Consider the following 20,494-nt stretch of genomic DNA (forward strand, 5'->3'; position numbering starts at 1 on the left):
CTTGTTCAGGGTTGACCAGCATGACCATGACCTCGCCCCGCGGGCGTACCGAAATGCTCAGGCCGGACGGGAGCCCCGTCCGGGTGCTGATCGTCGACGACGAGACGTCGCTCACCGAACTGCTCTCCATGGCCCTGCGGTACGAGGGGTGGGAGGTGCGCAGCGCCGGTGACGGCGCGGGCGCGGTGCGGTCCGCACGGGACTTCGGGCCCGACGCGGTGGTGCTGGATGTGACGCTGCCCGATATGGACGGGCCGGCCGTACTGGCACGGCTGCGGCGCGAACTGCCCCAGGTGCCCGTGCTGTTCCTCATCGCCAAGGACGCCGTGGAGGACCGGATCGCGGGGCTGACCGCGGGCGGCGACGACCATGTCACCAAGCCCTTCGGCGTGGAGGAGGTCGTGGCCCGGCTGCGCGGACTGATACGGCGGTCCGGCGCGACGGCGGTCCGCAGTGAGTCGCTGCTGGTCGTCGGTGATCTGACCCTGGACGAGGACAGCCATGACGTCACCCGCGCCGGGCAGTCGATCCATCTCACGGCGACCGAGTTCGAGCTGCTGCGCTATCTGATGCGCAATCCGCGCCGGGTGCTGAGCAAGGCGCAGATCCTCGACCGGGTCTGGTCGTACGACTTCGGAGGCCAGGCCAATATCGTCGAGCTGTACATCTCCTATCTGCGCCGGAAGATCGACGCCGGACGTCCGCCCATGATCCACACCCGGCGGGGCGCGGGATATCTGATCAAGGCCGCTGAGCCAGGCGAGGCACCATGAGGCCAGGGCCTCCCGGCCGGTGTGTCTCGGCCGGTGCGCCGGGCCGGCCCGCTGCCCGGCACCGGGCGGTCCGTCACCCGGGGGACAGCCGCTCAGCGCGACCGCCGCCGTGGTCGGTGTCCCGCAGGAGCCCGGCAGGAGCCCGCGCGCTCTGCTCTGCGAGGTGCGGTAGCTCTCACGGCCAGCTATACGGCGTAAGGCAATCCCTTGTACGGTGTACGGCGATGATTCCCGTACACCGTACAAGGCTGATCGCGGGCCTCGCCCTGTTCGGCCTCGGCTCACTGGCCGCCGGACTCGCCCAGTCCAGCGGGCAGTTGATCGCCGCCCGCGCCGGAATGGGCGTCGGCGGCGCGCTGCTGATCACCACCACCCTCGCCGTGGTCGTCCAGATCTTCGACGACACCGAGCGGGTCAAGGCGATCGGCCTCTGGGCGACCGTCAACTCCCTCGGGTTCGCGGTCGGTCCGCTGATCGGCGGAGTCATGCTGGACCACTTCTGGTGGGGCGCGATCTTCCTGATCAACATCCCGGTCGCGGCGGTCGGGCTGCTCGCGGTCGCCGCGCTCGTACCCGAGTCGAGGACCAAGGAGGGCGACCGTCCCGATCTGCTCGGCGCGCTGCTCTCCACGCTCGGTATGACGTACCCGAGGACGAACTGAAGATGCTGTGTCAGCAGGAAGAGTGAGCCGCTCATGCCGAAAGCGACCAGGACGGCGCCCGTCACCGCCCCGGTGAACCGCCGGTCGCGGAAGAAGCGCATGTCCAGCATCGGATACGGGCATCGCAGCTCCCAGCGGACGAAGGCGCCCAGGACGGCCATGCCCGCGGCGGCGGGGAGCAGCGTCCGTGCCGAGGTCCAGCCGTGCTCGGGGCCGGAGATGATCGCGAAGACGACCGCGGGGCCCGTTGGACGCGGGGCTGCGTACGGCTCCGTTCGCGGCCACCGTCGTCGTCCTCAATCTCGCCGGCGCCGGGGCGCGGCTGCTGCCGAGGCTGGGCACCCCGGGCACCATCGCCGCCGGAATGGCCCTGGTGGCGGCGGGACTCGCCGCGATCGCGGTCCTCGGCGCGGACGGTTACGACGGGATGCTGCTGGGGCTGATCGTGATGGGGGCGGGCGTCGCGCTCTCCGGTCCGGCCATGGCCAACGCCGTCATGAGCGCGATTCCCCGGGAGAAGGCGGGCGTGGGCGCGGGTGTCAACGGCACGCTCGCCGAGTTCGGGAACGGACTCGGTGTCGCCGTCCTGGGCGCGGTCCTCAACTCCCGTTTCGCCGCGCTCGTTCCGGCCGCCGTCGGTGCGGCGTCGCTCCCGGCCGCGCTCGCGGCGGCGGAGGGGGAGAAAGAACGGCTGCGGATCTCGGACGCGTTCGCCTCCGGTCTGGAGACAAGCCAGTTGGCCGGCGCGGTGGCCGTACTGGCGGGCGGACTGCTGGCCGCACTGCTGCTGCGCAGGGCCGAGCGGGCAGACTCTCCTCCAGGGGCGGCATAGCATCGACTCCGGCCGGACTTCCGGACTCCGGCTTCCGGTTCCCGGTGGCGGGCCCCCGTCCCCCGGCCGCCGGGGCCGGTCACGGCCGGAGCCGGGCAGGTAACAGGAGTCCGGTCATGTCCGGCCGGAGGGAACCGAGGAGGCTCACCCATGGCGCCGGAAGCCGACCGGACCAAGCGGCCGACCCGTACCAGCGTGTGGCTGGAGGGGAAGCCGGCGGGCCGGGGCCGCAGGAGCGAGCGCCCGGACCGGCCGGGCCAGTCCCCCAGCTCCGCCACGGGGCAGCCCCCCGGCTCTGCCACGGGTCGGTCCCCCGGCTCCGCCACTGGTCAGTCAGCCGGCTCTTCGACCGGTCAGTCCGCCGGCCAGTCGGGGCAGCCCGCCGGGCTCGACCGCGACCGCATCACCGCCGTCTCGGTACGGCTGCTCGACGCGGAGGGCCTGGCCAAGTTCTCCATGCGGCGGCTGGCCGCGGAGCTGGGTGTCACCGCCATGTCCCTCTACTGGTACGTGGACACCAAGGACGATCTGCTCGAACTCGCCCTGGACGCCGTCTTCGGCGAGGTCCGGGTCCCGGATCTGACGGACGAGAGCGCCGACTGGCGCGACCAGTTGCGCGAACTGGCCGTCACCTACCGCGCGGTGCTGGTCCGTCACGCCTGGGTCTCCCCGCTCGTCGGCAGGTATCTCAACATCGGCCCGCACTCGATGGTCTTCTCCGCCGCTGTCCAGACGGTCATGGGCCGCACGGGTCTGGGGCCGCACGGCCAGACGGGCGCCCTCGCGGCGGTCTTCCAGTTCGTGTACGGATTCGGCACGATCGAGGGCCACTTCGTCCAGCGTTCCGCCGAGGCGGGCGTGAGCCAGGACGAGTACTACCGGCAGGCGATGGGGGCCATCGGCGAACAGCCGCGGTTCAGGGCGTCGTTCGAGGGGGCGGACGCGTTGATGGCGTCGCGGGACGGCGACACGGTGGCGCAGATGCGTGACCGGGACTTCGCGTTCGCGCTCGAACTCCTCGTCGCGGGCATCGAGGCGATGCGCGACCGCGGCTGAGGGGCCCGTCGGAAGGGCCCCTCCACCGGGTGGGCCGCTACTGCTGCGGGGCCAGCCTGGCCGGGAAGCCGCCGGTGGCGAGCGGGCCCCAGCGCTCGGGGGTGACGCGGATGATGGACTTCCCCTGCTTCACCATCGCCTCGCGGTACTCGTCCCAGTCGGGGTGCTCGCCCGCGATGTTCCGGTAGTACTCGACCAGCGGTTCGACCGACTCGGGTGAATCGATCACCTCGGCGGTGCCGTCGATCTGGACCCACGGACCGTCCCACTCGTCCGACAGGACGATCAGGCTCACCCGGTCGTCCCGCTTGGCGTTGCGCGTCTTGGCGCGCTCGGGGTACGTGGAGACGACGATACGGCCCGAGTCGTCGACGCCACAGGTCAGCGGGGAGCCCTGGGGGCGGCCGTCGGAACGGGTGGTCAGCAGGATCGCCCGGTGCCGGGGGCGGACGAATTCCAGCAGCTCGGCGCGGTCCACGGCGGTGTTCGTTGCGATGTTGGGTGCCATGGTCGGCAGCCTACGACGTCCGTCCGGCCCGACCGGGCACCCGCCACCCGCGCCGCCCGGCACCCGCCCCCCGCGCCCGTACCCCCCCGGCCGCCACCCGGGCCCGTACCCCCCGGCCGCGCCCTCCGCGCCCTCCGTCCCTCGGGTGCCTACGCCGTCGGCACGCTCTCGCCCTGCACCGCCTGGATGTCCAGCTCCACCCGCAGCGTCGTCCCGATCGCCGAGATACCCGCCTGGACGACCTGGTTGTAGTTCATGGCGAAGTCCTCGCGGCTCAGTTCGGTGGTCGCGCGGAAGGCCGCCCGTACACCGCCCCACGGGTCGGGACCGGTGCCCAGATAGCTCAGATCCAGGTCCACCTCGCGGACGACACCGTGCAGCGACAGCCGCCCGTGCACCGTCCAGCGGTCGGGGCCCGCCGGGGTCAGTCCCGTACTGGCATACGTGATCTCGGGGAAGCGCTCCACGTCGAGGAAGTCGGGCGACCTGAGGTGCTTGTCGCGCAGCGCGTTGCCGGTGTCGATGCTCGCCGCGGCGATGACCGCGTCGACACGCGCCTGGTCGTGCCCGCCGTGGGCCCCTTCGCCCCCTTCGGCCCCGGTGGCCGCGCCGGCGATCTCGATCCGCGCCCCGAACTCCTTGAACCGCCCGTGCACGCTGGAGATCCCGAGATGCTGCGCCACCGCGCTCACCGACGAGTGCGCCGGGTCCACGCTCCAGACGCCCGGCGGCGGCAGCTCGACCCCGCCCTGCCGGGCCAGCACCACCGTGCCGACCTCGGCCCGTCCGCTCGCCGTCACCAGCGCGGTGGAGGCGACCGGCGTATATCCGACGGCCGTCACGACGACGGTGTACGGGCCCGGCGCCAGCGGCACCTCGGCCCGTACGGAGCCGTCCTCCCCGGCCCCCGTCCGCAGCACCTGCGCGCCGGTCATGTCGGTCATGGTCACGACCGCGTGCCGGACGGCCCAGCCGTCCCGTGTCCGTACCTGTCCGCGAAGCCCCATCCCGCTTCCCTCCCTGCTCTCTCTCCTCGGCACCGGTCCCGGCGCTCCTGGTCCGTTACCGCGGTTGGCGTCGTTTCCGGCGTTTCCATCGGTATCCATCGGTATCCATCGGTGTTCACCTCAACGAGCACCGGGCCCCGGTGGGCGCGGGCGGCAGGCCGTCCCCTGCTCGCCGCCCGCGCCCCCGGGGCCCGTCCCGCACCGGGCGACGCGCCGCCTCCGCTACGGAGCGCCACCTCGCCCGGGGGTCCGGATCCGCGCGGACCGGCGGACTACTCGCCGGGGTGGGCGAGTTCGATGTCGTACCCGTCGACACCGCGGCCGGTCACCGTCAGCGCGCCGGCCACCGGCGGGTATCCGGTCGCGATGACCGTGTACTCGCCCGCGTTCAGATCGGCGAAGCCGTACGCCCCGTCGTCCCCGGTCGTCGCGGTGGCGACCACGTTCCCGGCCGCGTCGACCAGGGTCACGCGGGCGTCGGGCGCGGGCCGCCGGTCGGCGCCCGCCCTGACCGTGCCCTGGACCGTGGCGCCGGACTGGAGGAGTGCCTCGATCCGGGTCACCCCCTGGCCGCCGATCTCCACCGGCAGGGCCAGCGGCCGGAAGCCGGTCGCGTTCACCGCGACGGTCACCGAGCCGGGGACCAGCTCCGCGAAGGAGAACTCCCCCTGTTCGACGGACTTCCCGGTGGCCAGGACATCGCCGCGCACATCGGTCACGATCACCATCGCGCCCTCGACCGGCAGCCCGCCGTCCGCGGCGCGCACGGTCCCGGCCAGTCCGCTGGTCCCGGAGAGCAGGATGTCGTACACCACCGGCTCGTCTCCGACGACCACCGTGGACGCCTGCGGCTGGAAGCCGTCGGCGGAGGCGATCAGGACGTACGAACCGGAGCCCGGCGCGTCCAGGACATAGCCGCCGTCGGGCTGGGAGACCGAGCGGGCGAGCTGGCGTCCGGCCAGGGAGATCAGGGTGACGGCCGCTCCGGGCACCGCCGCGTTCTCGGTGCCGCGCACCACGCCGCGTACGGCCGTGCCGTACAGCGGAGCGGTCATGGCCGCGGCGGGCGCGGCGCTCTGGGCCGGTATCCCGGCGAGGGCGGCGGGAGCCGCGGCGGTACCGGCACCGGTGGCCGGGGGAGCCGCGACGGCCGCGGGAGCACCGACGGCGACGGGCGCCTCGGCGGTCGCGGGCGCCTCGACGGCGGTGCCGGCCGCCGCTCCCGGAGCCGTGGCACCGGCCTCCGACGCCTCACCGCCGGACCGCGTCTTCAGCGCGACCTCCTTGATGAAGAGGGTCAGCAGCAGGGCGACCAGGGCCGCCGGGGCCGAGTAGAGGAAGACATCGCCGACGCCGTGGCCGTACGCCGCCTCCATCACGGTGCGCAGCGGGGCGGGCAGCGTGTCCAGATCGGGGATGGCGCCGCCGCCCGTGCCGCCGTGGCCCAGCGCCGCGCCCTGCGGACCGAGGTCGGCCAGACCGTCCTTGACGTAGTGGGTGACCCGGTTGCCGAGCACCGCGCCCAGCGCCGAGACACCGATCGCACCGCCCAGGGAGCGGAAGAAGGTGACGGTGGAGCTGGCGGAGCCGAGGTCCTGCGGAGAGACCTGGTTCTGGGTGCAGAGGACCAGGTTCTGCATCATCATGCCGACGCCGAGGCCCAGCAGCGCCATATAGACGGCCATGTGCCAGTACGGGGTGTCGACGCGGAGCGTGCCGAGCAGCCCGAGGCCCGCCGTCACCAGCACACCGCCGCTGACGAGCCAGACCTTCCAGCGGCCCGTCTTGGTGATGACCATGCCGGAGACGGTGGACGAGAGGAACAGACCACCGATCATCGGGATGGTCATCACCCCGGACATCGTCGGCGACTTGTCGCGCGCGAGCTGGAAGTACTGGCTGAAGAAGACCGTGCCGGCGAACATCGCGATACCGACGAAGAGCGAGGCCAGCGACGCCAGGGTGATCGTGCGGTTGCGGAAGAGACGCAGCGGGATGATCGGCTCGCGGGCCTTCGACTCGACGAGGACGAAGAGCGCGCCGAGCGCGACCGAGCCGCCGACCATGGCGTAGGTCTGCCAGGAGATCCAGTCGTACTTGTTGCCCGCGAAGGTGACCCAGACCAGCAGCAGCGAGACGGCCGCGCTGATCAGGAACGCACCGGACCAGTCGACCTTGACCTGGCGCTTGACGACCGGGAGCTTCAGCGTCTTCTGGAGCACGATCAGCGCGATCACGGCGAACGGTACGCCGACGTAGAAGCACCAGCGCCAGCCCAGCCACGAGGTGTCGGTGATGACACCGCCGAGCAGCGGGCCGCCGACGGTGGCGACGGCGAAGGTCGCGCCGAGGTAGCCGCTGTAGCGGCCCCGCTCGCGCGGCGCGATCATCGCGGCCATCACGATCTGGGCGAGGGCGGAGAGACCGCCGACCCCGATGCCCTGGACCACCCGGCAGGCGATCAGCATCTCGGTGTTGTGCGAGAGACCGGCCACGACCGATCCCGTGACATAGATGACCAGGGCTATCTGGACCAGGAGCTTCTTGCTGAAGAGGTCGGAGAGCTTGCCCCACAGGGGGGTGGTCGCCGTCATCGCCAGCAGCGACGCGGTCACCACCCAGGTGTAGGCGCTCTGCCCGCCGCCGAGGTCGGAGATGATCTCGGGCAGGGCGTTGGAGACGATCGTCGACGAGAGGATCGCGACGAACATGCCCAGGAGCAGCCCGGAGAGGGCCTCCATGATCTGGCGGTGCGTCATCGGGGTACCGGGCGTGACGGCGGGGGCGCCTCCATGCTTGGCGTGGCCGCCCCGCACACCCGCTGGTGTGGTCGTAGCCATTGAATTCCTTAGTCCTGCGTCGTGTACGTCTGGTGCCGCACGGGCGTGTCCCGCCGCATGGGTGTCCGGGTGTACGGAACGTCGTGGCGCCGGTCCCGGCCGTCGCCGAAGCTGCCGCGCAGCCGGTCCAGCAGTGCGTTGAGCTGCCCCACCTCGTCGTCGGTCCAGTCGTCGAGCGTGCGCGCGAAGATCTCGGTCGTCCGCCGGGCCAGCTCGTCCAGCAGATCGCGTCCCGCGGGGGTCAGCCGCAGGATGCGCGAGCGTCGGTCGCCGGGGTCCTGGGTCCGTTCGATCCAGCCGCGCTCCGCGGCGTGGGCGACATGCCGGCTGGTCACCGAGGTGTCGACGGCGAGCAGCTCCGAGAGGCGGCTCATCCGCATCTCGCCGTGCTGTTCCAGGAGGGTCAGTACGGCGGCGGAGCCACCCGGGCACTCGGCGGGCAGGATGCGCGCCAGACTCCGCTTGACGGCGCCGACAGCGCTGAGCTGCCGAGCCAGTTCGGCGTACTGACTCTGTGCGGCCATGGGACCCTCCCGACATCTTGTTGCTTGGGGCAACCATGGAACCATAGAAGCCATTGGTTGCTACAGGCAAATGAAATCGGGGCGAGCGGAGTAAAGGAACCCAAAAGGCTTCGCATGGCGCGGGTCAATACCCGGCGCGGCAGCTCCCGACCTGGGAAAAGAGCCGTCCGGGAGTGCGAGGGGGGCGCTGCGGAGCCCGGGAACGGGCGTTCGAGGACTTAACGGGCGTGCGATCCCCGGACGGTGCGTCCGGCGCCGAAAAGAGGGCGGCCGGTGGCGGGCCCGGGGTTGGGCGGGATCCCCGCGTTCGCTAGGGTCCTGCCGTATGGCACACAACCCCCATGCCCCACAGGGCCCCGAGGGCACTCCGGACCCCGCGGGCAGCACCCAGATGTTCCGTGCGTTCGTCGACGACGGCGAGCCGCAGCGCAGGCAGCCGCCTCAGCAGCAGGGCGGGCCGAAGGTCGGACTGATCCTCGGTGTCGTCGCGGTGGTCGTGGTCCTGGCCGTCGTGGGCTGGCTGGCCCTCGGCTGATCCGCCGGGGCCGGTCGCGCGTCGTACGACGGTCCACCGGGCGGTCCGCCGTACGGACCGCCGATTCGGAACCCCGCCCGGAGCGTTGTCCGGAGTCTCTCCGGAGCTTCGTCCGGCTCGCCGGACGAAGGGCGGGGTCCCCGGGCCTCAGTCCGAGATGAGCCCTTCGCGCAACTGCGCGAGCGTGCGCGTCAGCAGGCGCGACACATGCATCTGCGAGATGCCGACCTCTTCACCGATCTGCGACTGCGTCATGTTCGCGAAGAAGCGGAGCATGATGATCTGCCGCTCGCGGGGCGGGAGTTTGGCGAGCAGCGGCTTGAGCGACTCGCGGTACTCGACGCCTTCCAGCGCCATGTCCTCGTATCCGAGCCGGTCCGCGAGCGAGCCCTCCCCGCCGTCGTCCTCGGGCGAGGGCGAGTCCAGCGAGGACGCCGTGTACGCGTTGCCGACGGCGAGGCCGTCGACCACGTCCTCCTCCGACACGCCCAGTACGGCGGCGAGTTCGGGGACGGTCGGGGAGCGGTCGAGCTTCTGCGCCAGCTCGTCGCTGGCCTTGGTCAGCGCGAGCCGAAGCTCCTGGAGCCGGCGCGGCACCCGCACCGACCACGAGGTGTCCCGGAAGAAGCGCTTGATCTCGCCGACGACCGTCGGCATCGCGAACGTCGGGAATTCCACGCCCCGTTCGCAGTCGAACCGGTCGATCGCCTTGATCAGCCCGATCGTGCCGACCTGGACGATGTCCTCCATCGGCTCGTTGCGACTGCGGAACCGCGCCGCCGCGTACCGCACCAGCGGCAGATTCAGCTCGATGAGGGTGTCACGTACATAGGTGCGCTCCGGGCTGTCCTGGTCGAGCACGGCGAGCCGCAGGAACAGGGAGCGGGACAGAGTGCGGGTGTCGATGGCTTCCGGCTGGGACACACGCGGCTGCGCCACATGGTCGAGAGCCTCGGGCGCGGGAGCGCTCTTCGTGAGCGTGAGCACCTTCGAGCTGCCCTGTTCTACGGACATGCCACCCCCTTGAGGTCGCGGACGGTCGCGTCGGCCGCTCCCGTCGGTGGAACGCAGCCTCCACCTGAATACCGGAGGCGGGACCGCGGCAAACGCGGTTCCAGCAGAATGTCACATGTCGGCAACACGCTGTAGTGACATGTCGACAAGTGGGGGCTGGATGTGTCCGGTAAAAGGGTCTTGTGGGGCTTTTGGCGCGAGGGGGTGATGGTGAGTGGTTCTACCCGTCAGAGCTACGCTTCGATCCGGTTTGCGGATCTGAGACGGGCGAAACTGCGGGCCAGGAGCCTTGACACATGCATCTGGGAGACGCCCAGTTCCTGGCTGATCTGCGACTGTGTCAGATTGTTGTAGTAACGGAGCATCAGGATCCGCTGCTCCCGCTCGGGCAGTTGTACGAGCAGATGGCGGACCAGATCACGGTGCTCGACACCGGCGAGCGCAGGGTCCTCGTATCCCAGCCGGTCCAGCAGGCCGGGGAGGCCGTCGCCCTCCTGGGCGGCCTCCAGTGAGGTCGCGTGGTACGAGCGCCCCGCCTCGATGCAGGCCAGTACCTCCTCCTCGGAGATCTTCAGCCGCTCGGCGATCTCGGCGGTCGTGGGGGAGCGTCCGTGGGCGGTCGTCAGGTCCTCCGTGGCGCCGGTGACCTGGACCCACAGCTCATGGAGCCGGCGCGGCACGTGCACGGTCCGTACGTTGTCGCGGAAGTACCGTTTGATCTCCCCGACGACCGTCGGCATCGCGAAGGTGGGGAACTGCACGCCGCGGTCCGGGTCGAACCGGTCGATCGCGTTGATCAGCCCGATCGTGCCGACCTGGACGACGTCCTCCATGGGCTCGTTACGGCTGCGGAACCGGGCGGCGGCGTAGCGGACCAGCGGCAGATTGGCCTCGATGAGCGCCCCCCGCACCCGGGTGTGTTCCTCACTGCCCGGTTCGAGGTCCTTGAGCTGGGCGAACAGCACCTGCGTGAGCGCTCTGGTGTCCGCGCCCCTGCTCTGGCTCGCGGGGCGTGGCTCGGTCTCGATCTGGGGGGGCACTTGAGGCGCAGTACTGGCCGGCACGGTCACGCCACCCCTTTGTGGTCGACTAGGTCAACTCATCCGTCAAAAGCGGTCATAGCATCACAAGACATGTCCACTGTGTGCAAGCACCTGATAAAACCGTGTTGACGGTAAGTTGGGTCGAAAAGGCCAAAGCCCCACACTGGCAGAGTGTGGGGCGGAGGGGCGGAAGGCTCAGAACTCGTAGTCGGCGATCACCCAGGTGGCGAATTCCCGCCACTGGCCGACGCCCGCCTGATGGGCCGGGTGGTCCAGATAGCGCTGGAGCGCATCCCGGTCGGCGACCGCCGAGTTGATGGCGAAGTCATAGGCGATCGGCCGCTCGCTGATGTTCCAGGCGCACTCCCAGAACTCCAGCTCGGGGATCTGCCCGCCGAGCTGCTCGAACGCCCGCGCGCCGGCGGTCACCCGGGGCTCGTCGCGCGAGACGCCCTCGTTGAGCTTGAAGAGGACCAGGTGGCGGATCAAGGGGCACTCCTTGGGGGACGGGTCCTGGCCGCAGGGTGCTTCCGTACGGCCGCTGGATGCTTCCGGCGCGGCCGCGGGGGCGTGCCTCTCTCCTCCGGCCGTCCTCCGGCCGTTCTCCGGCTACTTGATGAGTTCGGACATGAATTCGCCGACGCCCTGGGCGGCGCTCGAAATGCCCTCGAACCCTACCTGGACGAGATCGGCGGCCCGAGCCGGGGACGTGATGATCGTGTACAGCACGAACACGGCGAGCGCGTAGAGCACGATCTTTCTCACTTGCCCCATGGGTCGCTTCCTCCCCTGCCGTCCCCAGTGCGATCGCGCGAGAGTCTAACCCTATGAACGCCCATGCTCGGAGGCCGTACCCGTCCCCCTGCCGAAAGGGCCCCGACGCGGTGCGCCGGGGCCCTTCCCCCAGCGGTGGCCGGAATGACGCCCGCCCGGTGTGGTGACCGGCCGGTCACCACACCGGGCCAGGGCCGTATGCCCGGCTCAGCCCACCTGTTTCAACTCGATGACCTTGTACTCCTTGCCACCGATGATTTTCGTCTTCTCGCCCACCTTCTCGAACTTGCCGCCGCGCGGGATGAGGACCTCCGACTCCTTGCCCCGGTAGCGGGACAGGGGATCGATGTTGCGGCCGTTGTCCGTGGAGATTTCGAGCAGCACGTTCTCGCCCTTCCGACCGTTGCTCTTCGCGTTCTGGGTGGCGCGGTCGGCCTTTGCCGGGTCACTGGACGTACTGAGGTACTCGGGCATCTCGACCTGCTCGCCGTTGGCGAACCTCTCCATCAGGTCCTCCGGCATGAACGTGCCCCGGTAGAACGTCCCCTCGACCGGCGGCAGGTGCTCCAGAGCACGGTCCATGCGCTCGATGAACTTCGGGACCGATTTCCCACGGGCGCCGGGGATCGGGTCGCCGCGCAGGTACTTGTTCGCGTCCAGCGCCCACGAGCCGGTGTAGTCGGCGATGATCAGCGCGTCCTCGGCGGTGAAGTCCTTCGTCAGCGGGTTCTGGGCGGCGATCTCCTCGACCTCCTTCGCCCACTCCTTCTTGTCGGCGGGGCGGAACTCCGGGATGCCGTCCAGCACGGTCATCGGGTTCGTGCGCTCGGAGCAGCTTCCGCCGTCCGGCTCCGGCTCGGGTTCCGGGTCGGGCTCGGGCTCCGGCCTCGGCTCATCAGTGAGTCCAAGGGCGTTGCTGAGCCTGTCCTCCGCTTCCAGATACGTATCGACACCAGCGAGGGAGGATCCGGACAGCGACTGCAACACGTCCATCGCGGAAGCGCTTCCGGGGTCGGCGGCGAGCGCGACACCGCTGCCGACAAGACTCCTGGCGCCCACACGGGTACGGACCGCGGCCGAGGCAAGCGTGTAGCGCCCGTCGCCGGCGGCGCCGGTGCTCACCGGGCCGGAGAACGCGACCTTGGAACCGTTCAGACAGTCCTTCTTCTTGTCCTCGTCGTCCTCGTCCTTGTCGTCCTCGTCCTTGTCCTTGTCGTCGTCATCCTTGTGGTCTTCGTTGCCGCCGCTGCTCTCGCCCGAGCCACCACTGGTACCGCCGCCGTCGGAGCCGCCGGTGTTCGTTTCGGTGCAGCTCTGCATGATGCCCCAGGGGGCCATGACGGGGTTGCAGATGGTGCCGCCACTCGACCCACCATTGTCGGACCCGCCGTCGGAGCCGCCATTGTCGGACCCGCCGTCCGAGCCGCCCCCATCGGACCCACCACCGTCAGACCCTCCACCGTCCGAGCCGCCCCCATCGGACCCACCACCGTCAGACCCTCCACCGTCCGAGCCGCCCCCGTCCGAGCCGCCGCCGTCGGACCCACCGCCGTCGGACCCGCCGGTGTTCGTTTCGGTGCAGCTCTGCATGATGCCCCAGGGGGCCATGACGGGGTTGCAGACGGTGCCGCCAGTCGACCCGCCGTCCGAGCCGCCGTCGGACCCGCCGTCTGAGCCGCCCCCGTCTGAGCCGCCGCCGTCGGACCCGCCCCCGTCTGAGCCGCCGCCGTCGGACCCGCCCCCGTCTGAGCCGCCGCCGTCGGACCCGCCTCCGTTGGAGCCTCCGCCGTCCGAGCCGCCCCCGTCGGAGCCGCCCCCGTCTGAGCCTCCGCCGTCCGAGCCGCCCCCGTCGGAGCCGCCCCCGTCTGAGCCTCCGCCGTCCGAGCCTCCGCCGTCCGAGCCGCCCCCGTCGGACCCGCCCCCGTCGGACCCTCCGCCGTCGGAACCCCCGCCGTCCGAGCCGCCGCCGTCTGAGCCGCCGGTGTTTGTTTCGGTGCAGCTCTGCATGATGCCCCAGGGGGCCATGACGGGGTTGCAGACGGTGCCGCCACTCGACCCCCCGTCCGAGCCGCCGTCCGACCCGCCGTCGGACCCACCTCCGTCGGACCCGCCGTCGGACCCGCCACCGTCGGACCCGCCGTCGGACCCGCCGCCGTCCGACCCACCGTCCGAGCCGCCCCCATCGGACCCGCCGCCGTCCGAGCCGCCGTCCGACCCGCCGCCGTCCGACCCGCCGCCGTCCGACCCGCCGCCGTCCGACCCACCGTCTGAGCCCCCGCCGTCGGACCCACCGCCGTCGGACCCACCGCCGTCGGACCCGCCCCCGTCGGAGCCACCTCCGTCCGAGCCGCCACCCGAGTCACCGCCGCCGTTGTCGCCGCCGCCCGACTCTCCCCCGCCCCCGGCGACCGTGTCGCTTTCGCAGGAGCCGCCGAGGATGTTGCAGACCGCGGTCTGGAGACCGCTTGCGAGCTGGGTTCCCACGCCACTGAGAAGAAGCGTGCCGATGATCAGAGCGACCAGACCGACCATGCCCACGTACTCGACCGTCGTCTGACCGCGGTTCCGGCGCCACCCGATCAGGTGCGGAATCGACGGGATCGCATCCCGGCGCAACCGCTCGCGCGTCCAGCGCGGCCTCACCGCCCGCTGTTCCGCGGGCAGTTCGAACCAGGTCCGGCTGGCACCCGCACTGATCAGCGCCAGCAGAGCACCCGGCAGCAGCAGTTGGCTGAGCCCGCGCTGCGAACCCCCGTACAGATTGACGACGCTGCCGATCAGCAGCCACGCCTGGAGAGCGATCAATGAGAACCAGACGGCTTTTCCACCGGTCCACAACCGCCGTGCCAGGATCACGGCCGCGATCCCCGGCACGACCGCGTACAGCGCCAGCAGGGTGAGCGTCGGGGTGACACGGCTGCCCAGTTCCAGCAGCGAGTTCAGCACGCCGACGCCGCCCAGCAGCGTGAGAGCGAACATCAGATGGAGCAGAACCCGGGTCGCGGCGAGTGATCTCGGCAACTCCCAGCGGTGTGTGGGTATGCCGGCCTGGAGTGCCAGGCCCTGTGCGTCCGACACGGGGAAACCCTTCCACCAAACTGCTTGAGATGTCCGGCCCAGGCGTTCAGCCGTGGCGCGTATGTCGGCACGGTACAGACGCGCAAGACCCATTCCGAAGGGCCCACAGACCCACCGTGGGCCCACGCCGGGCCCCCGCCGCGTCTCGGCCACGCCCGCCGGACCCGCAGGAGGTGAGCCGTGGGGGCGTTCGTGCGGGCGTTCGTGAGGACACGGGGACAACAGAGAACCGCCCCTGACCTGTTTCGCAGGTCAGGGGCGGTTCTCTGTGGCGGTAGCGGAGGGATTTGAACCCTCGGTGAGTTTCCCCACACTCGCTTTCGAGGCGAGCTCCTTCGGCCGCTCGGACACGCTACCGGGAGAGAGCTTAGCCCAAGGTGGGCCGTGGTCTGAAATCGGTATCGCGGTACGGCGGTCGGAGAGTCCGGGGAGGGGAGTCGGGGCGGCCGGCGGTGAGTGGAACGCGCCGGGAGCCGGTCGGACCGGTCGTCGGGTCAGCGCTCGCGGAAGAACGCCGTCAGCAGGGCGGAGCACTCGTCGGCGAGCACTCCCTGGATCACCTCGGGCCGGTGGTTGAGCCGTCTGTCCCGTACGACGTCCCAGAGCGAACCGACCGCGCCGGCCTTCTCGTCGCGCGCGCCGAACACCACCCGGTCCACCCGGGACAGGACGAGCGCTCCCGCGCACATCGTGCACGGCTCCAGGGTCACCACCAGCGTGCAGCCGGTCAGCCGCCAGGCACCGACCTTCCCGGCCGCCCTGCGGATCGCCAGGATCTCCGCATGGCCGGTCGGGTCGCCGGTCGCCTCGCGTTCGTTGTGGCCGGCGGCGAGCACCGTACCGTTCGGGGACAGCACGACAGCGCCCACCGGCACATCGCCGGAGCGTGCCGCCCGTGCCGCCTCGTCCAGGGCGAGGCGCATGGACGCCCGCCACGGGTCGCGTACGGGATCGCGCACCGGGTCCGGCTCGGACACCGGACCGTACCCGATCACTAGCGGACGGTCTCCAGTACCTCGGCGGCTCCCAGAGCCTCCGCGATCTCGGCCATCGCATCGGTGTCGAGCGCCAGCAGATCGGCCTCGGACAGTCCGAGGTCGCTGAGAATCTCGCGGTCGCCGACGGCTCCCGTCGGCACGGTCTCCCCGTCGATCACGGGGCTGTCCTCATCCTCCTCGTCGTTCTCGTCCGGCTCGCCGTCCTCCGTACCGTCGAGGTCCAGCGTGTCCAGGTCGGCGGCGGGGTCTTCTTCATCCCTGCCGAGCAGTTCATCAATGAGGATCTCCCCGTACGAGGAGCGTGCGGCCGCGGCCGCGTCGGAGACATAGATGCGAGGGTCTTCCTCGCCCTCCACGCGGAGGATGCCGAACCAGGCGTCCTCCTGTTCGATGAAGACGAGCACCGTGTCCTCGTCCACCGAGGCTTCGCGGGCCAAGTCGGTCAGATCCGACAGGGTCTCCACATCGTCGAGCTCTGTATCGCTCGCTTCCCACCCGTCTTCGGTGCGCGCGAGCAGTGCGGCGAAGTACACCGTGACTCTCCCACTGGTCAGAGGTGTGACGATCCGGCGGTGCGCTGCTCTGCCCCGCCTACTCGGAATCGTGGCAGAAACGAGCGCTTCGCGAGAGGTCTTCCACCGTTGCGTCGTCAGGCCATTTTATTAGGACCCTGTTCGGCCCCCTGCACGCGGCCCGCACATCGCGCCCGCGCGCCGCGCCCACATCCGTCCCGCGGACCGGCGTGGCTACCAGCGGAAGGTGCGCATCCGCATCTGCTGACGCATCCGTGCTGCGCGGGCCCGGCGGGGCTTCACGCGCTCCCGCAGGGCCTTGGCCTCGTTCAGCTCCCGCAGGAACTGGGCGCGCCGCCGACGGCGCTCCGAGGCGTCCTCGTCCGGCTCGGGCCGGGCGGAGTCATCGGTGGGTCCCGCGGGGTCGTCGGCGCGGCGGGCGGAGCCCCCGGCTGGGCCGACGGGGTCCTCCGCTGGGCCGACGGGGTGGTGCTCCCGCTCCCGATTCCGTTCCGGTCCCTGCCTCCGTTCGGGTATCTCCTCGTCCTGTGCCCGTTCCCGTCCCTGCCCCCGCTGATCCCGGTCCGGCATCGAAGCCTCCCCACCCCAGGGCTTGGTCTTCTGCTTCACCTTCCCTCGTCGGCGGGCGTTGATGCCCCCGCCGTGGTGGCAGCGCGTACGGCCTTGGCCCCCGGTTACTGTGTTCGCCATGCGGATACATGTCGTCGACCACCCGCTGGTGGCGCACAAACTCACCACGCTGCGCGATCGGCGCACCGACTCAGCGACCTTCCGGCGGCTCGCCGACGAGCTGGTCACCCTGCTCGCGTACGAGGCCACCCGGGACGTCAGGACCGAGCAGGTCGACATCGAGACCCCGGTGACGGCCACGACCGGGGTGAAGCTCTCCTACCCCCGCCCGCTCGTGGTGCCGATCCTCCGGGCCGGCCTGGGCATGCTCGACGGAATGGTGCGGCTGCTGCCCTCCGCCGAGGTGGGCTTCCTCGGGATGATCCGTGACGAGGAGACGCTCCAGGCGTCCACCTACGCGAGCCGGATGCCCGAGGACCTCTCGGGCCGCCAGGTGTATGTCCTGGACCCGATGCTGGCGACCGGCGGCACGCTGGTGGCGGCGATCCGTGAGCTGATCAAGCGCGGCGCGGACGATGTGACCGCCGTGGTGCTGCTCGCGGCGCCGGAGGGCGTCGAGGTGATGGAACGGGAACTCGCGGGCGCGCCGGTGACGGTCGTCACCGCGGCGGTCGACGAGCGGCTGAACGAGAACGGCTACATCGTCCCGGGCCTCGGCGACGCGGGCGACCGCCTGTACGGGACGGCGTCTTTCTAGAGGCCCGGGAAAGAACCCGCCGGGTCAGTGTTTCTCGGAGGGCGGGAGGCGGTTTCCGCAGGAGTCCTTCGCCGTCGCGTCGGCCAGGGTGGCCAGCGCCTGCTCGGCGTCCTTCTGCACGTTCAGCTCCTTGAAGGCCGAGCCGATGAGCAGATCGACGTCCGCCGTCTCGCGGGCGTCGGTCCTCTGCTCGGCGTCCTTCAACTGGGTGCCGAGCACGCTGAGCGTCGTGTTCGCGGCGGCCGGGGAGCCCAGCAGTATCCCGGCGCCCGGGACCTTCTTGTCGTACTGGGCCGGGGCGTTGCCCACCTTGCCGATGCGGAATCCGCGCTTCTTCAGCTCGTCGGCCGTGGTCTTGGCCAGACCGCCGCGCGGCGTCGCGTTGTAGACGTTGACCGTGATCTGGCCGGGTTTCGGGAGCGTCATGATCCGCTCGGAGGAGGGTTTGCAGCCGGCCTTCCGGCTGGCGACGGCGAGCTTCCCGCCGCCGTTGCCGGAGAAGACATCGATGAGCTGCATGGTCCCCCAACCGGCCAGGCCGAGGGCGACGACGGCGGAGGTGCCCGCGAGGGCCAGCCTGCTGCGGTACCGGGGACGGCGCATTCTCGGGTACTTGTCACCCGTGATGCGGTACTTACCACCCAGACCAGGGGGAGTGAGCATGCTCATGAGCGCAGCGTAGTGCGCGCCGATGGCCAGGTCCTACTAAATGATCAATGGGTTGAGCTGACCGGGGTGCGAAAGGGCCCGAAAGGCGCAGCCCTCACCCGTACGGACCCGCCGTCAGCCCCGATCCAGCTCCAGCACGCGCGCGTGCAGCACCTGGCGCTGCTGGAGCGCGGCCCGGACCGCGCGGTGCAGTCCGTCCTCCAGATAGAGATCGCCCTGCCACTTCACGACATGCGCGAACAGGTCTCCGTAGAAGGTGGAGTCCTCGGCGAGCAGTGTCTCCAGGTCCAGTTGGCCCTTGGTGGTCACGAGCTGATCGAGGCGGACCGGGCGCGGCGCGACATCCGCCCACTGCCGGGTGCTTTCCCGGCCGTGGTCGGGATACGGCCGCCCGTTACCGATGCGCTTGAAGATCACACGGAAAGCCTACCGGGCGACCGGCTCCGGGCGTAGCCATGGCGCAGGGGCACAAACGCGTCATTCCGCGTCACAGCGGGAGCAAAGCGTGACCGGAACCATTTCGTCCGCCGGGCCCGGCGGCCCGGGACGGCCCGGCCCGGCCGTCCCGGGCGCGGCTGACCGGCCGGTACGGGCGGTGCGCTCCCGTTTCCGGAAGCGCACGCCGTGGGCGCGAGGACGCCGCGTCCACGGCGTGGGAGTGCCGGGCCGCCGTTCAGTGCCGTGTCACGCCGTGGGCGCGTGGCCGCGCGTGTGGGTGCGGGGCTCGGCGGGGGCGCTCTCGGCCTTGCCGCGCGCCGGGGCGGACTGCTTCCCGGCCGGGGTGGAGAGGGAGCGCAGATCGTGCGCGTAGGTGCCTACCGCGTTGGCGATGACATCGATGTTGGTGTCGAAGGCCTTCCTGTCGATGTTGGAGAGGTTGTCGCAGGCGGAGTGGTAGCACTTGTCGAACGCGACACCGGCCTCGCCGCCGTACTTCCTGGCCTGGGCCTCGCTCTTGATCCCCTCGGCGCCGGTGAAGGTGCCGCCGGAGGCGATGCCCACCGCCATGAAGGGGCCGTAGTCGGAGCGGCCGTCGAAGTCCGTGCCCTCGTGCGGGAGGCCCCGGCGGTCGAGGAAGTCGGTGATGCCCTTCTCCAACTGGGCGGAGCCCTGGGGGCCCGCTCCCGCTCCCGTGGCGTCCGAGTCGTCGCCGTCGTAGACGAACTGGGCGGCGTTCGGCGAGCCGATCATGTCGAAGTTCAGATACAGCGCGATGTCCGCGAGCTGTTCCGGGGTGCGGCGGGCGACATAGGACTCGGCGCCGAGCAGGCCCAGCTCCTCCGCCGACCACCACGCGAAGCGCACCTTGTTCGTGGGCCGGTCATGGGTTTTGGCGAGGTCGAGCGCCACCTCCAGCAGTCCGGCGGAGCCCGAGCCGTTGTCGTTGATGCCGGCGCCCTCGGTGACCGAGTCGAGGTGGGCGCCGAGCATGACCGTACGGTCCGCGTCGCCGCCCCTGGTCTCGGCGATCACATTGCGGGTGGTGCGCTCCTCCTGGAGCTGACGGAGTTCCAGGGAGACCGTCACCGGGCCCTTCGCGGCGTCCGCGACGAGCGCCCTGCCCTCGGCCTGGGTGATGCCCCCGGTGGGGATCACCCCGGCGTCGGGGCCGCCGAGCGTGCCGTTGAGCGAGCCCTCGGTGTTGTTGTAGACGACCGCGGCGAGCGCGCCGGCCGCCGCCGCCTCCCGCTGCTTCGTGGCGAAGTCGCAGCCGCCGCGCTCGATCAGCGCGATCCTGCCCGTGAAGGACCCGGCGGCGTAGTCGGCGGGCTCGCAGCCCGTGGTCGCGTCGACCGGGACCACGGCGAGCGCGGCCCGGGTGCCGCCCTCGGGCGTGGACCTGGTGTACGACATGGCCACCACGGCGACATCGCGGGGCGCCGGTGCGGTGACCGAGAGCTTCTCGGCGAGCGTTTCGATATAGGTGATGTCGAACGTGTCGTACGAGACCCGGTAGCCGGCCCTCTTGAGCTGGTCGTGCACATAGGCGGCCGAGGCCTCGTGGCCGGGCGTGCCGGCGGCTCTGTTGCCGTCGGAGCGGTCGGCGATGGCCTGGAACGCCCTGAGGTGCTTGTAGGCGTCCTGGGCGGAGGCCTCGCGCACCAGTTTCCGGGAGAGTTTCGCCGCCTCCTTGCCCTGGTCGTGGTGGCCTCGTGCGACCGCGGGTGAGGCGGTCAGCAGGAGCGGCGCGGCGAGCGCACCGGCGGCCGCAACGGCCATGAGCGTGCGGGGAGTTGCCTTCACAAGTGTCCTTCCGGCATGAACGGTTGTGCGGACGTGAGGGAAAGCTAGCGAGCGGCGGGGCCCCTGTGAACAGGCGT

Annotated in this window: 19 protein-coding genes, 1 tRNA gene and 3 pseudogenes; 6 read left to right on the forward strand and 17 right to left on the reverse strand. The window is 70.9% G+C overall.

What is annotated here, in order from left to right:
- Positions 1-20 precede the first annotated feature (20 nt).
- Both ACFYYH_RS27355 and ACFYYH_RS27360 read left to right on the forward strand, forming a co-directional pair.
- Positions 21-773 (forward strand): response regulator transcription factor, encoded by a 753-nt coding sequence (locus ACFYYH_RS27355; protein WP_388556221.1) that lies wholly within the window; start codon positions 21-23, stop codon positions 771-773.
- 248 nt (positions 774-1,021) lie between these two features.
- A pseudogene (locus ACFYYH_RS27360) lies at positions 1,022-1,417 on the forward strand (MFS transporter); the annotation flags it as partial.
- Here ACFYYH_RS27360 and ACFYYH_RS27365 read toward each other — a convergent pair.
- Positions 1,417-1,674, reverse strand: a pseudogene (locus tag ACFYYH_RS27365) (MFS transporter); the annotation flags it as partial. The pseudogenes ACFYYH_RS27360 and ACFYYH_RS27365 overlap by 1 nt on opposite strands.
- Before the next feature lie 2 nt (positions 1,675-1,676).
- Here ACFYYH_RS27365 and ACFYYH_RS27370 point away from each other — a divergent pair.
- Both ACFYYH_RS27370 and ACFYYH_RS27375 read left to right on the forward strand, forming a co-directional pair.
- A pseudogene (locus tag ACFYYH_RS27370) lies at positions 1,677-2,249 on the forward strand (MFS transporter); the annotation flags it as partial.
- Between the two features lie 168 nt (positions 2,250-2,417).
- A complete protein-coding gene (locus tag ACFYYH_RS27375; protein WP_388556224.1) occupies positions 2,418-3,323 on the forward strand; it encodes a TetR/AcrR family transcriptional regulator C-terminal domain-containing protein in 906 nt (301 codons plus the stop codon).
- Positions 3,324-3,360: 37 nt separating this feature from the next.
- Here ACFYYH_RS27375 and ACFYYH_RS27380 read toward each other — a convergent pair whose 3' ends face one another.
- The 4 genes from ACFYYH_RS27380 to ACFYYH_RS27395 form a co-directional block, all read right to left on the reverse strand.
- The gene (locus ACFYYH_RS27380; protein WP_388556227.1) at positions 3,361-3,831 is read right to left on the reverse strand and encodes a PPOX class F420-dependent oxidoreductase; all 471 of its coding nucleotides are present in this window, start codon (positions 3,829-3,831) and stop codon (positions 3,361-3,363) included.
- A gap of 149 nt (positions 3,832-3,980) precedes the next feature.
- Positions 3,981-4,838 (reverse strand): YceI family protein, encoded by an 858-nt coding sequence (locus ACFYYH_RS27385; RefSeq protein ID WP_388556230.1) that lies wholly within the window; start codon positions 4,836-4,838, stop codon positions 3,981-3,983.
- 272 nt (positions 4,839-5,110) lie between these two features.
- Positions 5,111-7,678 carry an MFS transporter gene (locus tag ACFYYH_RS27390; protein WP_388556233.1) on the reverse strand — a complete coding sequence of 856 codons (2,568 nt, stop codon included), beginning with the start codon at positions 7,676-7,678 and terminating at the stop codon, positions 5,111-5,113.
- Between the two features lie 8 nt (positions 7,679-7,686).
- Positions 7,687-8,202 (reverse strand): MarR family winged helix-turn-helix transcriptional regulator, encoded by a 516-nt coding sequence (locus ACFYYH_RS27395; RefSeq protein ID WP_388556236.1) that lies wholly within the window; start codon positions 8,200-8,202, stop codon positions 7,687-7,689.
- Positions 8,203-8,527: 325 nt separating this feature from the next.
- Here ACFYYH_RS27395 and ACFYYH_RS27400 point away from each other — a divergent pair, with 325 nt between their 5' ends.
- Entirely contained in the window at positions 8,528-8,737 is a 210-nt protein-coding gene (locus ACFYYH_RS27400) for a hypothetical protein (RefSeq protein ID WP_388556239.1), read from the forward strand.
- A gap of 147 nt (positions 8,738-8,884) precedes the next feature.
- On the opposite strand, the gene ACFYYH_RS27405 is transcribed toward ACFYYH_RS27400, so the two are convergent.
- From ACFYYH_RS27405 to ACFYYH_RS27445, 9 genes are all read right to left on the reverse strand, one after another.
- Positions 8,885-9,751, reverse strand: a complete 867-nt coding sequence (locus ACFYYH_RS27405) for an RNA polymerase sigma factor SigF (RefSeq protein ID WP_388556242.1) — start codon at positions 9,749-9,751, stop codon at positions 8,885-8,887.
- 233 nt (positions 9,752-9,984) lie between these two features.
- Positions 9,985-10,815: an RNA polymerase sigma factor SigF gene (locus tag ACFYYH_RS27410; protein WP_388556244.1), complete on the reverse strand. Its 831-nt coding sequence runs from the start codon at positions 10,813-10,815 to the stop codon at positions 9,985-9,987.
- A gap of 174 nt (positions 10,816-10,989) precedes the next feature.
- Positions 10,990-11,283 (reverse strand): Dabb family protein, encoded by a 294-nt coding sequence (locus tag ACFYYH_RS27415; RefSeq protein WP_388556247.1) that lies wholly within the window; start codon positions 11,281-11,283, stop codon positions 10,990-10,992.
- A 120-nt stretch (positions 11,284-11,403) separates the two neighbouring features.
- Positions 11,404-11,568 carry a hypothetical protein gene (locus ACFYYH_RS27420; protein ID WP_363081596.1) on the reverse strand — a complete coding sequence of 55 codons (165 nt, stop codon included), beginning with the start codon at positions 11,566-11,568 and terminating at the stop codon, positions 11,404-11,406.
- Positions 11,569-11,775: 207 nt separating this feature from the next.
- Entirely contained in the window at positions 11,776-14,646 is a 2,871-nt protein-coding gene (locus tag ACFYYH_RS27425) for an ADP-ribosyltransferase (RefSeq protein ID WP_388556250.1), read from the reverse strand.
- A gap of 269 nt (positions 14,647-14,915) precedes the next feature.
- Positions 14,916-15,003: transfer RNA gene (locus ACFYYH_RS27430), tRNA-Ser, on the reverse strand.
- A 137-nt stretch (positions 15,004-15,140) separates the two neighbouring features.
- On the reverse strand, positions 15,141-15,569 hold the full coding sequence (gene tadA / locus ACFYYH_RS27435; protein WP_388556495.1) for a tRNA adenosine(34) deaminase TadA: 429 nt from the start codon (positions 15,567-15,569) through the stop codon (positions 15,141-15,143).
- A 71-nt stretch (positions 15,570-15,640) separates the two neighbouring features.
- A complete protein-coding gene (locus ACFYYH_RS27440) occupies positions 15,641-16,177 on the reverse strand; it encodes a hypothetical protein (protein WP_388556253.1) in 537 nt (178 codons plus the stop codon).
- A gap of 213 nt (positions 16,178-16,390) precedes the next feature.
- Positions 16,391-16,693: a hypothetical protein gene (locus ACFYYH_RS27445; RefSeq protein ID WP_388556498.1), complete on the reverse strand. Its 303-nt coding sequence runs from the start codon at positions 16,691-16,693 to the stop codon at positions 16,391-16,393.
- Between the two features lie 172 nt (positions 16,694-16,865).
- Here ACFYYH_RS27445 and upp point away from each other — a divergent pair, with 172 nt between their 5' ends.
- Positions 16,866-17,504 (forward strand): uracil phosphoribosyltransferase, encoded by a 639-nt coding sequence (upp, locus tag ACFYYH_RS27450; protein WP_388556256.1) that lies wholly within the window; start codon positions 16,866-16,868, stop codon positions 17,502-17,504.
- Between the two features lie 24 nt (positions 17,505-17,528).
- Here upp and ACFYYH_RS27455 read toward each other — a convergent pair whose 3' ends face one another.
- From ACFYYH_RS27455 to ACFYYH_RS27465, 3 genes are all read right to left on the reverse strand, one after another.
- Positions 17,529-18,173 (reverse strand): LytR C-terminal domain-containing protein, encoded by a 645-nt coding sequence (locus ACFYYH_RS27455; protein WP_388556259.1) that lies wholly within the window; start codon positions 18,171-18,173, stop codon positions 17,529-17,531.
- A gap of 114 nt (positions 18,174-18,287) precedes the next feature.
- Positions 18,288-18,590: a type II toxin-antitoxin system VapB family antitoxin gene (locus tag ACFYYH_RS27460; RefSeq protein ID WP_041987019.1), complete on the reverse strand. Its 303-nt coding sequence runs from the start codon at positions 18,588-18,590 to the stop codon at positions 18,288-18,290.
- A 267-nt stretch (positions 18,591-18,857) separates the two neighbouring features.
- Positions 18,858-20,393: a M28 family metallopeptidase gene (locus ACFYYH_RS27465; RefSeq protein WP_388556501.1), complete on the reverse strand. Its 1,536-nt coding sequence runs from the start codon at positions 20,391-20,393 to the stop codon at positions 18,858-18,860.
- Between the last annotated feature and the right edge of the window lie 101 nt (positions 20,394-20,494).

This window comes from Streptomyces sp. NPDC002018, assembly GCF_042890865.1.
In the GTDB taxonomy this organism is placed as follows: Bacteria; Actinomycetota; Actinomycetes; order Streptomycetales; family Streptomycetaceae; genus Streptomyces.